Origin of the sequence: Kitasatospora fiedleri, assembly GCF_948472415.1 — a bacterium.
Lineage (GTDB): Bacteria > Actinomycetota > Actinomycetes > Streptomycetales > Streptomycetaceae > Kitasatospora > Kitasatospora fiedleri.
This window is the reverse complement of the sequence record NZ_OX419519.1, coordinates 7752887-7765874: the sequence shown is the minus strand read 5'-3', so window position 1 is coordinate 7765874 and position 12988 is coordinate 7752887. Positions and strand designations below refer to the sequence as shown.

The 12988-nt window shown below is 75.7% G+C and carries 13 protein-coding genes and 1 pseudogene; 2 read left to right on the top strand and 12 right to left on the bottom strand.

Annotation, left to right across the window (positions count from 1 at the left end; genetic code table 11):
* Positions 1–37 precede the first annotated feature (37 nt).
* The 9 genes and pseudogenes from QMQ26_RS35470 to QMQ26_RS35430 form a co-directional block, all read right to left on the bottom strand.
* Complete coding sequence (locus QMQ26_RS35470) at positions 38–832, bottom strand: alpha/beta fold hydrolase (RefSeq protein WP_100838760.1); 795 nt, start codon at positions 830–832, stop codon at positions 38–40.
* Between the two features lie 53 nt (positions 833–885).
* Positions 886–1797, bottom strand: coding sequence for an SDR family NAD(P)-dependent oxidoreductase (locus QMQ26_RS35465; protein WP_282204188.1), 912 nt, complete (start codon positions 1795–1797; stop codon positions 886–888).
* Positions 1798–1904: 107 nt separating this feature from the next.
* On the bottom strand, positions 1905–2375 hold the full coding sequence (locus QMQ26_RS35460) for a DUF3237 domain-containing protein (RefSeq protein ID WP_282206678.1): 471 nt from the start codon (positions 2373–2375) through the stop codon (positions 1905–1907).
* Positions 2372–3265, bottom strand: coding sequence for an ABC transporter ATP-binding protein (locus QMQ26_RS35455; RefSeq protein WP_282204187.1), 894 nt, complete (start codon positions 3263–3265; stop codon positions 2372–2374). The genes QMQ26_RS35460 and QMQ26_RS35455 overlap by 4 nt, the downstream gene beginning before the upstream one ends.
* Positions 3266–3752: 487 nt before the next feature.
* A pseudogene (locus tag QMQ26_RS35450) lies at positions 3753–4244 on the bottom strand (ATP-binding cassette domain-containing protein); the annotation flags it as partial.
* Positions 4241–5107 carry an ABC transporter permease gene (locus tag QMQ26_RS35445; RefSeq protein ID WP_282204186.1) on the bottom strand — a complete coding sequence of 289 codons (867 nt, stop codon included), beginning with the start codon at positions 5105–5107 and terminating at the stop codon, positions 4241–4243. The pseudogene QMQ26_RS35450 and the gene QMQ26_RS35445, both read right to left, overlap by 4 nt.
* On the bottom strand, positions 5104–6060 hold the full coding sequence (locus tag QMQ26_RS35440) for an ABC transporter permease (protein ID WP_282204185.1): 957 nt from the start codon (positions 6058–6060) through the stop codon (positions 5104–5106). The genes QMQ26_RS35445 and QMQ26_RS35440 overlap by 4 nt, the downstream gene beginning before the upstream one ends.
* Positions 6057–7751, bottom strand: coding sequence for an ABC transporter substrate-binding protein (locus QMQ26_RS35435; protein ID WP_282204184.1), 1695 nt, complete (start codon positions 7749–7751; stop codon positions 6057–6059). Before QMQ26_RS35435 ends, QMQ26_RS35440 begins: the two co-directional genes overlap by 4 nt.
* An 87-nt stretch (positions 7752–7838) precedes the next feature.
* A complete protein-coding gene (locus QMQ26_RS35430) occupies positions 7839–9533 on the bottom strand; it encodes a CocE/NonD family hydrolase (protein WP_282204183.1) in 1695 nt (564 codons plus the stop codon).
* A gap of 166 nt (positions 9534–9699) precedes the next feature.
* Here QMQ26_RS35430 and QMQ26_RS35425 point away from each other — a divergent pair, with 166 nt between their 5' ends.
* Both QMQ26_RS35425 and QMQ26_RS35420 read left to right on the top strand, forming a co-directional pair.
* Positions 9700–10269, top strand: a complete 570-nt coding sequence (locus QMQ26_RS35425) for a TetR/AcrR family transcriptional regulator (protein WP_282204182.1) — start codon at positions 9700–9702, stop codon at positions 10267–10269.
* Positions 10270–10452: 183 nt separating this feature from the next.
* Positions 10453–11910: an amidase gene (locus QMQ26_RS35420; protein ID WP_282204181.1), complete on the top strand. Its 1458-nt coding sequence runs from the start codon at positions 10453–10455 to the stop codon at positions 11908–11910.
* 50 nt (positions 11911–11960) lie between these two features.
* Here QMQ26_RS35420 and QMQ26_RS35415 read toward each other — a convergent pair whose 3' ends face one another.
* From QMQ26_RS35415 to QMQ26_RS35405, 3 genes are read right to left on the bottom strand one after another with little or no spacing between them, the layout of a single operon-like run.
* Complete coding sequence (locus QMQ26_RS35415; RefSeq protein WP_282204180.1) at positions 11961–12176, bottom strand: hypothetical protein; 216 nt, start codon at positions 12174–12176, stop codon at positions 11961–11963.
* Between the two features lie 41 nt (positions 12177–12217).
* Positions 12218–12481: a hypothetical protein gene (locus QMQ26_RS35410; RefSeq protein WP_100838771.1), complete on the bottom strand. Its 264-nt coding sequence runs from the start codon at positions 12479–12481 to the stop codon at positions 12218–12220.
* Entirely contained in the window at positions 12478–12882 is a 405-nt protein-coding gene (locus QMQ26_RS35405) for a hypothetical protein (RefSeq protein ID WP_318552148.1), read from the bottom strand. The genes QMQ26_RS35410 and QMQ26_RS35405 overlap by 4 nt, the downstream gene beginning before the upstream one ends.
* Between the last annotated feature and the right edge of the window lie 106 nt (positions 12883–12988).

Below are 12988 nucleotides of genomic sequence, written 5' to 3'. Positions count from 1 at the left end.
GGGGTGGACGGGCCGGGCGGCCCGCCCACCGCCGGGGCTAGCGGGCGCCGTCCCGCTCGGCGAGGAAGCCGGTGATGGTCTCCAGCCACCGTTCGGGCTGCTCCAGGAACGGCAGGTGCCCGGTCGCGAGTTCGGCGGTCCGTGCGCCCGGGACGGCGGCGGCCAGTTCGCGCTGGAGGGCCACCGGTATCAGGGGGTCGGCCGTGGTGAGGACGACGAGGGTCGGCGCGGTGACGGCCGCGAGGCCGTCGCGGACGTCGGTCCGGCGGACCAGGTCGACCTGGGCGGAGGTGCCGGGCGGGAGGGCGAGGGCGCTCTGCTCGGCGGCGGCGCGCACCCGGGCGGGGCCGAGGTGGTCCAGCACCGGGGCGCTGACGGTCAGGTGGGTCAGGTACTGGGCGAGGATGAGGTGCTGTCCGGCGTCGTGGAGCTGCTGCCAGATAGCGGCGGCCAGTTCGGTGCGGGTGTCCAGGCGGGCGAAGGCCGCGCTCAGCACGAGTGCGGTGACCCGGCGCGGGTGGCGGGCGGCGACCCGCAGGGCGACCGCGCCGCCCAGCGAGTACCCGCAGACGGCGAAGGTGTCGAGCCCTTCCGCGTCCGCCGCGGCGACCAACTGGTCCGCCAGGTCGTCGAGTTCCAGGGGCGCGGCGGGGAGCGGGGTGGTGCCCGAGCCGGGGTAGTCGACGCCGACGACGGTGTGCCGGGCGGCGAGACCGTCCATGATCGGTCCGAAGTTGGCGGCGATGCCGCCGCCCGCCCCGTGGGCGAGCAGGAGGCCGGGGCCGGAGCCGTGCACGGTGCGGGCGTAGCGGGTCGGTTCTGCGGTGGTCATGGTGGTGTCCTCGGGTGGAAGCGGTGAACGGGCGACGACGGCCGGCTCGGGGCTCAGTTGCGGCGTTCCGTGCGCGCGGGGGCGGCCACGGGTGCGTGGGCCTCGCTGAGTCGGCGCACGGCGGCGGCGGTCCGGGGGTCGGTCGCGGCGCGGAACGGGGCGACGGGAACGGCCGAGGGGCCGAGGACGAGGCCGGTCCGGCCGGCCAGCGCGGGGTCGGTGGCGGCGGTGATCGAGGGCCGGGCGGCCGCGGCCGCGGAGCCGGAGGTGGAGCGTTCGAACCGGCGGCGCACCAGCGGCCACAGCAGCCGCAGCGGCGGGGAGACGATCCTCGGGTCGGTCAGGGTTCCGTCGGTCATCGCGGTAGCGGCGCCCCCGGGGTCGGCGGCGAAGACCGACACGCCCGATCCCGCCAGCCGCTTCGCCAGGTCGAGCGTGTACGCGAGGTTGGCCAGCTTGGCCCGCCCGTACCAGTGGAAGCCGTAGTAGCCGCCCGGCGGCTCGACGGCGTCGAAGGCCCGCCTGGCGACGCCGACCGCGGCCGAGGTCACGTTCACCACCCGGCTGGGCGCCCCGGCGGTGAGCGTGGGCAGCAGCAGTTCGGTCAGCAGGTACGGCGACAGGTGGTTGACCACGAACGACGCCTCGACGCCGTCGATCCGCTGCCGCCGGGCGAACATCGCGCCCACGTTGTTGACCAGCACCGTCAGCGGCTCCCCCGACGCCGCCCGCTCGGCGGCGATCGTGTCCGCCAGCGCGCGGACCTGGTCGAGCGAGACCAGATCGGCGGCCAGGAACCGGGCGGGCCGCGTGGGCCGCTCCGCGTTGATCCGCTCCACCGCCCCGGCCCCGCGCCCGGCGTTGCGGCCGACCACGGTGACGGCGAATCCCGCGGCGGCCAGTCCGAGCGCGGTCTCCAGGCCGATGCCGCCGGTGCCCGCCGTGACCACGGCTGTCTTCCCCATGGGCTCCTCCACTCAAATAATCGGATAGGTCATCCCCTTGTGCGGGACGATAGCACAAGCGGATGACCTATCCGATTTTTGTCTCCGGCCGCCCGGCACCGGCCCGCTCAGCGCAGCGCGTACACCCGGATCACCACGGTGCGCTCCTCGTCCTCCGGCCGGGCCAGGCCGACGAAGACCGTTCCGGCGAGCCGGCGGTGGGCGGGGGCGTCGGTGCGGAAGACGGGGACGGTGCGGTAGTAGGCGCCCGGCTCGGCGATCCGCAGCCCGTCGTCCTCGTCCTCGTCCTCGTCCTGCGCGGGGCAGTCGGGGTCGAGCCGGTAGTAGCCGCGGTTGACGATGTCGATGACCGCGCCGTCCTCGGCGCGCAGCAGGTAGCGGGCGTCGAGCTGGCAGACCGGGCCGCGGGTGCTGCTCCAGTCGCCGCCGGGCAGCACGGTGCCGGTGAGGCGGGGGCCGGTGACGGTGCCGCCGGTGATGGGGGTGAACTCGAGCGTCTCGCCGTCGCCGTGGCCGACGTGTCGGGTGGGGGCGAGGTGGGCGCGGATCTCGAAGGCGAAGTCGAGGGCGGGGGTCACGGGGCGGCGGCCTTCCGGTCGGGGTTCCGGTCGGGGTTCCGGTGGGGGTCCTGGGCGGAATCGCGGGCGGGCTGCCGGACGGGCTTCCAGCCGGGGCGGGGGATCGAGTCGACCAGGGCGCGGGTGTACGGGTCGCGCGGGGCGGTCAGCACGTCCCGGGAGCGGCCGGACTCGACGATCCGGCCGTGCCGCATCACCACCACGTCCTCGCACAGGAACGGGACGATGCCCAGGTCGTGGGTGATGAACAGGTAGGCGATCGGGCGCTGTTCGCGGATGCGGACCAGCAGGTTGACGATCTGGGCCTGCACCGAGACGTCGAGCGCGGCCACCGCCTCGTCCAGCACCAGCAGTCTCGGTTCGACGGCCAGGGCGCGGGCGATCGCGGCGCGCTGGCGCTGGCCGCCGGAGAGGGCGCGGGGGCGGGCGCCGGCCTGCCGGGCGTCCAGGCCGACCTGGTCGAGCAGTTCGTCGCGGCGCGCTTCGAGGGCGGCGCCGCGCAGCGGGGTGTGCCGGGCGAGGACCTCGGCGACGGCGTCGCCGATCCGCTGGTGGCGGTCGAGCGAGGTGTACGGGTCCTGGAAGACCATCTGGGCGCGGCGGGCGTGGGCGAGGCGTTCGGCGGTGCGGGCGCGGGGGCCGGGCAGGGGTGCGCCGTCGAGGGTGATCCGTCCGGCGTCGGCGCGTTCCAGGCCGGTGACCAGACGGGCGGTGGTGGTCTTGCCGGAGCCGGACTCGCCGACCACGGCGAGGGCCTGGCCGGGCATCAGGCGCAGGCTGACGCCGTCGACGGCGGGGTGTCCGTCGTAGTGCTTGACCAGCCGGTCGACGTCCAGCAGGGGCGTCGGCCCGGCCGGAGGTTCGGACGCGGGTTCCCGTGCGGGTTTCACCGGGTGCTCCCTTCCGGGGGGACAGGGTGGTGGCAGGCGGCCCGGCCGTCGCCGTGCGGGGCCGGTTCGGGGCGTTCGGTGCGGCACACCGCGGTGGCGTGGGCGCAGCGCGGGGCGAAGGGGCAGCCGGGCCGGTCTCGGACGCGGCGAGCGGGCGGCCCTCGACGGCGCGGAGCCGCGCGTCGGGGGCGGTGGGGTCGGGGCGGGCGGCGAGCAGGGCGCGGGTGTAGGGGTGGGCGGCGCGGCCGGCGAGGCGGGCGGCGGGGAGTTCCTCGGCGAGGGTGCCGGCGTAGAGGACGGCGACGCGGTCGCAGACGGCGGCGGCGAGGGCGAGGTCGTGGGTGATGAACAGCAGGGTGAGGCCGTGGCGTTCGCGGGCTTCGTCGATGACGGCCATCACCTCGGCCTGGGTGGTGACGTCGAGGGCGGTGGTGGGTTCGTCGGCGAGCAGCAGCCGGGGTTCGGCGGCGAGCGCGGCGGCGATCATGACGCGTTGCAGCAGGCCGCCGGAGAGTTCGGCGGGGCGTTGGCGCAGGCGGCGGGCGGCGTCGGCGACGTGGACCTCGTCGAGCAGCGCGGTGGCGCGGGCGTCGGCGGCGGCGCGGGTGAGGCCGCGGACGGCGGTGAGCGCCTCGGTGAGGAAGTCGCCGACGGTGCGCAGCGGGTTGATGTGGGCGCGCGGGTCCTGGAAGACCATGGCGGCGCCGCCGCGGCGCAGGGCGCGCAGTTCGGGCGGGCGCATGGCGGGGACGGAGGCGCCGTCGAAGCGGACGTCGCCCGTCAGGGCGGCGCCGGGCGGGAGCAGGCCGAGGACGCTGCGCGCGGTCAGCGACTTGCCGGAGCCGGATTCGCCGACCAGTCCGACGGCGCTGCCGGGGGCGAGCGCGAGGTCGACCCGGTGCAGGACGGTGCGCCGGGTGCCGTGCGGGCCGGGCAGGGTGACGCGCAGGGCGTCGAACTCCAGCAGGGGCGTGGTCATGTGGGGTCTCCGGCGAGGCGCTGGGACAGGGCGTTGCCGAGCAGTCCGCAGGCGACGGTGAACAGGACGATGGCGGTGCCGGCGGCGAGGGCCTGTTCGGGGCGGCCGGCCAGGATGCCGGGGGCGCCCTGGGCGACCATCAGGCCCCATTCGGCGGTGGGGGGTCGGGCGCCGAGGCCGATGAAGGAGAACGCGGCGATGTCGAGCAGGGTGTAGCCGAAGGAGGTGGCGGTCTGCACCAGGATCAGCGGGGCGAGGTTGGGCAGCAGGTGGCGCAGGCAGATCCGGGTGCCGCCGACGCCGAGCATCCGCAGCGCGGCGGTGTAGGGCAGGTGGCGTTCGCGCAGGGCGCTGCCGCGCACCACCCGGACGACGTAGGGCAGCGAGGCGAGGGTGAGGGTGGCGACGGCGACGGGCAGCCCGGCGCCGAACAGGGCGGCGCCGACCACGGCGAGGACGAGTCCGGGGAAGCCGAAGACCAGGTCGAGGGCGGCGGTGACGGCGCGGTCCCACCAGCCGCCGCGCCAGGCGGCGCTGACGGCGAGCGCGGTGCCGAGGGCCCCGGCGGCGAGGGTGACGGCGAGCGGGGCGAGCAGGCTGGGCCGGGCGCCGTACAGGAGGCGAGAGAGGATGTCGCGTCCGGTGTCGTCGGTGCCGAGCCAGTGGGCGGCGGTGGCGGGTCGGGAGACGGCGAGCGGGTCGACGGCGTTCGGGTCGTGCGGGGCGATCAGCGGGGCGAGGGCGGCGGCGAGCACGACCAGGGCGACGAACGTCCCGGCGAGCAGCGGGACCAGTCGGCCGCGGACGCGGATCGCGCGCCGCCGCGGGCCGCGGACCGCGGCGGCGGGGCGGAGGGTGCTCATGCGGGGGCGCCTCCGATCGGGGTGCGGTGGTCGAGTGCGGCGGTGGCCAGGTCGACGGCGGTGTTGACCAGGGCGAAGGCGGTGACGGTGAGCAGGGCGAGGGCCTGGACGACGGCGAGGTCCCGGCGGGCGGCGCTCTGCACGAGCAGTGCGCCGAGGCCGTTGAGGCCGAAGGTCTGCTCGATGACGGAGCTGCCGGCGATCAGTCCGGCGACGGAGACGCCGGCCACCGAGAGGATCGGCCCGGAGGCGTTGCGCAGGACGTGCCGGCGGACGACCAGCCGTTCGGGGATGCCCCGGCTGCGGGCGGTCTGGACGTGTTCGGAGCCCTGTTCGGCGTGCACGGCGGAGCGGGTGACCTGGGCGACGTAGGCGAGCCAGGAGGCGGCCAGGGCCAGGGCGGGCAGGGTGAGGTGGCGCAGTCGGTCGCCGAGGCCGCCGTCGCCGTCGCCGTAGGCGGGGAGCCAGCCGAGCCGGACGGCGAACAGCCAGATCAGCAGGACGGCGGAGACGAAGGTGGGGACGGCCATCAGGGTGCCGGTGGCGGCGGTGACGGCGGTGGCGGTGCGTCCGCCGCGCAGTCCGGCGAGGGTGCCGAGGGTGAGGCCGGCCGCCAGGATGAGGGCGGCGGCGTAGCCGATCAGCAGGGCGGTGGTGCCGATCCGGGCGCCGATCAGGTGGGCGACGGTGTCGTGCTGGGCGAGCGAGGTGCCGGCGTCGCCGTGCAGCAGGCCGGTGAGCCAGTGCCAGTACTGGGTGAGGAAGGGGTCGTCGAGGTGGTACTGGCGGTGGATCTCGGCGAGCAGTTCGGGGTTGGGCGGTTTGCCGCCGCCGACCAGCAGGGTGGCGGGGTCGCCGGGGGCGAGGAACAGGGCGCCGTGGAGGGCGAGGCTGGCGGCCAGCAGGGTGGCGAGCAGGCCGAGCAGGCGGCGGCCCAGGTGGCGGAGCGTCATCGGGTGCCGCCGAGGTAGGCGGCCCAGGGCATGTTGACGTAGGCGAAGGTGGCGGGGGCGCCGCTGAGCCGCTTGTTGAGGAAGAGCCGCTCGTCGGGGGCGGCGAGCGGGACGATCGGCAGGTCCTGGACGAACGCGGCCTGGGCCCGGTTGAAGGCGTCGGCGGCCCGGGCGGGGTCGGTGGCGGCGCGGGCCTCGGCGAGGGCGGCGGTGACGGTGTCGTTGCGGTAGCCGACCCAGTTGAACAGCGAGCCGGGATCGGTCATCTGCTGGACGTAGGAGGCCGGGTCGGGCAGTTCGACGTAGCCGAGCACGATCACGGCGTCCAGGCCCCGGCGCAGCGCCGGGTCGTAGAACAGGCCGGAGAGCTGGGTGGGTTGGAGCTGTTCGATCCGGATGTCCAGGCCGATCCGGCGGGCGGCGTCCTGGAGGAAGGTGAGCGTCTGGAGGGACTGCTGGTCGCCGGCGGCGGTGGCGACGGTGAGGCTGTAGCGGGGGTTGGCGGACTGGGCGATGGCGGCGCGGGCCCGGTCGAGGTCGACGGCGGGGACGGGCGGCAGGGCGTCGTAGCCCCGGGCGTAGGTCGCGGCGGCGGGGTCGTGGGCGCGGACCAGCGCGGGCACGAAGGTCTTGAGCTTCTGGGCGGCGCCGTCGTACACGTTGCGGATCAGGGCGTCGCGGTCGAGCAGCAGTTGCAGGGCCTGGACGGTGTGCGGGTCGGCGAGCGGGGAGTCGGGGCCGGTGGGGGTGAGGAAGACGGTCTGCGCGGAGGCGCCGCGGTAGAGGGTGCCGGCGGTGGAGCGGGCGACGGCGCGGGCGGTGGCGGTGTTGACCTCGTAGGAGCCGTCGACCTCGCCGGAGAGCAGGGCGCCGGTGAGGGTGGAGCCGTCGGTGATGAAGCGGAAGGTCAGTTCCCCGACCTTGGGCTGCAGGGCGGGGTCCCAGTAGGTGCCGGTGCTGGTGATGCCGATCGACTCGCCGGCCTTCCACTGCCCCAGCCGGTAGGGGCCGGTGCACATCAGTCCGCCGCCGGGGGTGCCGTAGTCGGCGCCCGCGGTGGCCAGGTAGCTCGCCTCGCTGACGGCGCCGAAGCCGTTGGTGAGCGCTTTGACAAACAGCTGGTCGGGCTGCTTGAAGCGGACGGTGACGCGGTGCGGCCCGTCGGCGGTGATCGCGGTGACGTTGCGCAGGGCGTCGGCGTTGACGCTGCGGGTGGCCGGGTCCTGCTGGCGCTTGAGGCTGGCGACCACGTCGGCGGAGGTCATCGGGTTGCCGTCCCAGAACGTCACGTCCGCGCGCAGGTCGAGCACCAGGGTGGTGGGGTCGCTCCAGGTCCAGCCGGTGGCCAGGCCGGGGCCGTAGGTGTAGTCGGCGTGCAGGCGCAGCAGTGGGTCGCACAGGTTGGAGACCACGGTGCTGGGCGCGTAGTCGCCGGCCTTGGCGGGGTCGAGGCTGAGCGGTTCGCCGGTGGGCAGGTTCCAGGCGGCGTGGTCGACCCGGCCGGTGGCGGCGGGGGTGAACTCGGTGAGTTCGGCGGGCCTGCCGCCGCCGGGGGCGCCGGCCGAGCCGCAGGCGGTCAGCGCGAGGGCGCAGGCCAGGGCGAGGAGGGCGGTTCTGCGGGTCGCGGCTGCGCGGGGCTCGGCTCTGCGGGGCTCGGCTCTGCGGGCGGCGGCGGCGCGGGGAGCGTGCATGAGGGGGTGCTCCTGTGGGGGTCGGTGGTCGGGGGTGTCGGCGGGTGCCGGCGGACGGGGGCGGACGGGGGCGGGCTGGGGCGGGCGTCAACCGGCGCTCGTGGGCAGGACGGTGACGGTCAGCCGGGAGGGCCGGGGGCCGCCGGTGTGCAGGCGCTGGACGACGGGGCGGGCCTCGGTGGCGGTCCACGGGTTGTCGCCGGTGCCGGTGGCGGGCAGGAAGAGCGGGAAGTCGGAGGCGGCGACCAGCAGCAGCAGCCGGTGTCCGGCGCGGACCCGGTAGCCGGTGTGCGCGAGGTCGATGTGCACCGGTCCGGCGGCGGTGGCCTGCACCTGGCCGCGGACGATCAGCCGGGCGGTGCCGTCGGGGGCGAGGTCGGCGAGTTTGGCGAACACGTCGAACACGGGGGCCTCGCCGTCCACGTGCAGCTCGGCCTCGACCGGCCCGGCCAGGTCGAGCGGTTCGGCCAGCGCCTCGCCGGTGAAGGCCAGCACGTCGGGGCGGGCGGCGGGGGCGGCCAGGTCGGGGTGGGTGTGCAGGTAGGCGAAGGAGTTCTCGACCAGGGACGGGACGGGGGCGTCCGGGTCGTGCGTCCAGCGGGCGCACCGCTGTTCCCGGGGCGGGCGGGCCGTCAGCGCGCCGCCGGGCAGCGGGCCGGCGGCCAGGTGGGCGCCGTCCAGGTGCAGGGTGAGCGGGCGGGTTCCGGGCGGCGGCCAGGTGTCGGCGGTGCGCCAGCCGGCGTGGCCCAACTCCCAGGCGACCTTGGGGAGTTCATCGGCGTTCCGGCTGCCCTGGAGGAACACGTCGAGGAAGTCGAGGGCCGGGCCGAGGTAGTCGTCGAGCATCCGCTCCAGGGCCCGCTCGTCCTCGGCGTGGTCGTCCGGCGGGGCGACGGGGGCCAGCGCCAGCCGGTAGTTCTCGTGGTCGACGGCCCCGGCCCACAGGTACTGCACGGCGTCCCACTCGGGGCGGGCGGCGAGTTCCAGGTAGTCGGCGAGGTGGGCGCGGACGATGTTGTCGTACCAGCCGACGCAGTGCAGCACCGGCACCGGCCGGGCGTCGAACGGGTGCCGGCCGAACTGGGTGCACAGGTCGACCCGGTGCGGCGCGAGTAGGGTGAACCAGGCCGAGCGGTCGCCGATCTGCCGGAACGCCTGCTCGTACGGCGCGATCGCGGGCCGGGCCGCCGGGTCGGCCCGGTACTCGTAGGTGTCCCGGCCCACCCAGTGGTGGGCGAAGTACGTCACGCCCTCCCGCCAGGGCGGGGGCGGCAGTTCGCGTCCGCCGTGGCGGAACATCGCGCTGAAGTCGGCGGTGGTGACCCGCGGGACGACGGCCCGCAGCGCGGGGTGCCCGGCGGCGACGGCGGCCCACTGGGTGAAGCCGTAGTAGGAGTCGCCGAACATCCCGACCCGGCCGTCCGACCAGTCCTGCCGGGTGGTCCACTCGATGGTGTCGTACCCGTCGGCGGACTCGTGGACGAACGGCAGCGTCCCGCCCTCGGAGCGGAACTTGCCGCGCACGTCCTGCACGGCGACGGCGTAGCCGCGGGCGGTGAGGCGCGCGGCGATCCGGTCGGTGAACACGTAGCGGCTGTTCTTGTCGTACGGCAGCCGGATCAGCACGGTGGGCCACTGCGGGCCGCCGTCCTGCGGCAGGTAGACGTCGGTGGCGAGGCGGACGCCGTCGCGGACCCGCACCAGGTGCTGGCGGGCCTGCGAGGGGACGGGGGCGGGGACGATCCGCTCGATGGCGAGGGGCGGGTGTTCGGGGGATGGCATGGGGGTGTCGCTCCGGCCTGGAGGGCGTGGCAGGGGGTGCGCAACGGGCGGACGCGCGCCGGGGGACTTCGCCGGCGACGTCATGCAACGGCGTTGTGCAACGTTGTTGTATGACAAGATTGCACCTGCCCGCCACCCGGTCAACACTTTCCGGAGGAGTACGCCGATGCCGATCGAGGTCGACCAGGAAGACCGCCTGGCCCGGATCGCCGACGCCACCATCGAGGTCGCCCGCACCCGCGGCGTCCGGGCCGTCACCATCCGCGCCGTGGCGCAGGAACTCGGCGGCTCCACCGCGATGATCACCAACTACCTGCCCACCCGCTCCGCCCTGATCGCCAACGCCCTGCGCCACGCGGAGCGCCACTGGGCCGGGGAGACCGAGGCCCTGCTCGCCGGGCACAGCAGCCCGGACCGCCTGCTGGCCCTGGCCGAGTGGATGTGCACCACCGAGCGCGACGACGAGGTGATGCGGCGCCTGCTCGCCGAGATCGTCAGCGAGGGCGACGGCTCCGACGCCGCCGTCCTGGTCGCCGAACTCGCCCGCGACCACCGGGCCGCCCTCGACCCGCTGCTCGCCGAGGCCGGCATCACCGACCCCGGCGCCGCGGACCTGCTCCACCTGCTCTTCCGCGGCTACTGGCTCTCCACCCTGGAGGACCCGGCGCACTGGCCCGCCCCCCGCGGCGCGAACGCCGCCCGCACCGCGGTGCGCCTGCTCACCGGCCGGGCCTGAGGCGTGCTCGCCGGGCCGGGGCGTGCTCGCCGGGCCGGGGTGGGGCGCGCCCGCACCGATGCGGGGGCGCGGGCCCCGGACCTTGACTTCATCAAACGTTGTTGCATAACGTCGTCACATCTTGTGCGTCAGCACTCCCCCTCCGCGCGTTCCGCCGGAGCGCGCGCCCTCGTAGAGGCGTTCATGGACAACCACTCCCTCTCCACCCGGCCGTGGCAGCTCACGGCCGTCGAGGCCGCCGCCGCGATCCGCGACCGGTCCCTCTCCGCCACCGAGCTCGTGCGGTCCTGCCTGGACCGCGTCGAGGCCGTCAACCCGACCGTCAACGCGCTGGCCGACCTCCGCCCGGAGGAGAGCCTGGCCGCCGCCCGCGAGGCCGACCGGCGCACCGCCGCCGGCGAGGACCTCGGGCCGCTGCACGGCGTCCCCGTCTCCACGAAGATCAACACCGACCAGCGCGGCTTCGCCTCCTCGCACGGCGTGGCCGCGCTGGCCGGCACCCCGGCCGCCGAGGACGCCGCCTGCGTGGCGGCGCTGCGCGGCGCGGGCGCGGTCTTCCTGGGCCGCAGCAACGCGCCCGCGTTCTCCTACCGCTGGTTCAGCACCAACGACCTGCACGGCCGGACCCTCAACCCCTGGGCCCCCGACCGCACTCCCGGCGGCTCCAGCGGCGGCGCGGCGGCGGGCCTGGCCGCCGGGATGACCCCGCTCGCCCAGGGCAACGACATCGGCGGCTCGATCCGCTACCCGGCCGCCTGCTGCGGCGTGGTGGGCATCCGCCCGACGGTCGGCCGGGTCTCCAACTGGGCCGCGCCGGTCTTCGTCGACACCCCGGCGGGGCGTCAGCAGCTGGTGATGCCGCTGACCGTGCAGTCCTGCGCGGTCGAGGGCCCGCTGGCCCGCACCGTCGCGGACGCCCGCCTCGCGCTGCGCGTGATGACCACCCCCGACCTGCGCGACCCGGTCGGCGTCCCCGCCCTGCCGGAGCGCCCCGCGCCCGGCACCCTCCCGGCGGTCGCGGTGGTGCGCTCGATCGGCACCGTCCCCAACCACCCGGCGGTGGAACGGGCGATCGACGCGGCCGTCGGCAAGCTCACCGAGGCCGGCTACCGGGTCGAGGAACTGGACGGCCTCCCGCTGCTCGCCGAGGCGGCCCGGCTCTGGTCCCTGCTGATCTACGAGGACTTCCGCCCGACCATGCCGCTGGTCGACCGGGTCGGCGACCCGGGCGTGCGCACCTCGCTGGCCTACTCCTTCGCCGCCGCGGCCGCCGAGTGGGGGGAGGCCCCCGCGCTGGGCACGTACATCCACGGCTGGTCGCGGCGCGCCGCGCTGATCACCGAACTCCAGCAACTCCTGGGCCGCGAACGCCTGCTGCTCACCCCGGTCAGCGCCGAGCCGCCCTTCGAACAGGACGCGGACCTCGCCTCCCCCGAACGCGCCGCCGCCCTGGTCGCCGCCCAGTGGCCGATGGCGGCCGTCCCGATCCTGGGCTTCCCCGCCGCCACCGTCCCCGCCGCCCTGGTCGACGGCCTCCCGATGAGCGTCCAGCTGATCGGCGGCCGCTTCGAGGAGGAACTCGTCCTGGACGCCGCCCAGGCCGTCGAGGACCGCACCCCCCGCCTGACCCCCGCCCTCTGACCCGCCACCCCCGGCCCCCGGGCCGGGGGTCCACCGGACTCGCCGGCCGGTCAGTCGTCGAAGCCGGGGAGCCAGACCAGGCGCACCACGTCGATGGTGCGCTGGTCGGGGTTGACGAAGACCTCGGCGGTGACGGAGGGCGCCAGGACGACGTTGCGCAGGTCGCCCCATTCGTCGACGGGGCTGCCGGCCCGGTCGTCGAGGAGCACCAGGGAGGCGGTGACGAGGGCGAAGAGGATGTCGTCCGCCTTCGAGATCGCGACCATGGTGTGCGCGGGTTGGTCCTGGAGCCATATCCGCCAACCGCTCACGCGGCAGCCCCGGCCTGCTGCGCCCGCCCGGTGGCGAGCACCGGCGCGACCGCCGCCCGGAACCCGCTCCGATCGCTCCCGTAGGCGCCGGACATGGCCCGCAGCCACCACGCGGTGATCACGGCCTCCCGGTCCGCCGGGTCCTCGACGGGCCCGAGCTCGCCGTAGAACCGGGCCCGCTCCTCGTACGTGAGCGCCTGCTCGATGCCGTTGATGCTGCGCGGCACGCGCAACGCCCCGGTCTCCGCTGTCGCCGTCATGCCCCTGCCCTCCCGTGCGTCTGCCTCGACCGTACCCCTCCCCACCGGAGGGGTCCGCCACTCCCCCCGTCATCGGGCCGGACGCGGCGGGTCCGGTTTCGGAAACGGCCGGTGTCCGGGTCCGGGTCGAACGGGGCGGGGAGGCGGACGGGGCTGCCGAAGGGGTGGGGGCCGTCGACCTCCGCGCAACCGAGGCGGCCGGGGTCGGAGAAGACGGTGCACTCGCGCTGCTGACGGACCACCAGCAGCGGGACGACCGCCAGGTCGGGGATGAACCAGTTCGCGCTGCCGGGCAGGTCGAGGGTGCCGGAGCCGGGGACCAGGCCGAGTTCCTCCAGCCGCGGGGTCGGCTGCCGGCGCACCACCTCGGCCGCGTTCTCGTGCGCCCAGGACGGCGACACGGGGGTGATGACCCCCTTGGCTGCATAGGTGAAAACGGGCTCTGGTCCAACTTTTGTGGGACGGTGACGCTCGGTGCTGATGGAGGTGTCGGTAAGACGATCAATA

Excerpts from the sequence above, each read along its gene's own strand:
- QMQ26_RS35425 (WP_282204182.1), top strand. The coding sequence starts at position 9,700 with ATGCCGATCGAGGTCGACCAGGAAGACCGCCTGGCCCGGATCGCCGAC.
- QMQ26_RS35465 (WP_282204188.1), bottom strand. The coding sequence starts at position 1,797 with ATGGGGAAGACAGCCGTGGTCACGGCGGGCACCGGCGGCATCGGCCTG.
- QMQ26_RS35430 (WP_282204183.1), bottom strand. The coding sequence starts at position 9,533 with ATGCCATCCCCCGAACACCCGCCCCTCGCCATCGAGCGGATCGTCCCC.
- QMQ26_RS35440 (WP_282204185.1), bottom strand. The coding sequence starts at position 6,060 with ATGACGCTCCGCCACCTGGGCCGCCGCCTGCTCGGCCTGCTCGCCACC.
- QMQ26_RS35410 (WP_100838771.1), bottom strand. The coding sequence starts at position 12,481 with ATGACGGCGACAGCGGAGACCGGGGCGTTGCGCGTGCCGCGCAGCATC.
- QMQ26_RS35445 (WP_282204186.1), bottom strand. The coding sequence starts at position 5,107 with ATGAGCACCCTCCGCCCCGCCGCCGCGGTCCGCGGCCCGCGGCGGCGC.
- QMQ26_RS35415 (WP_282204180.1), bottom strand. The coding sequence starts at position 12,176 with ATGGTCGCGATCTCGAAGGCGGACGACATCCTCTTCGCCCTCGTCACC.
- QMQ26_RS35435 (WP_282204184.1), bottom strand. The coding sequence starts at position 7,751 with ATGCACGCTCCCCGCGCCGCCGCCGCCCGCAGAGCCGAGCCCCGCAGA.
- QMQ26_RS35420 (WP_282204181.1), top strand. The coding sequence starts at position 10,453 with ATGGACAACCACTCCCTCTCCACCCGGCCGTGGCAGCTCACGGCCGTC.
- QMQ26_RS35470 (WP_100838760.1), bottom strand. The coding sequence starts at position 832 with ATGACCACCGCAGAACCGACCCGCTACGCCCGCACCGTGCACGGCTCC.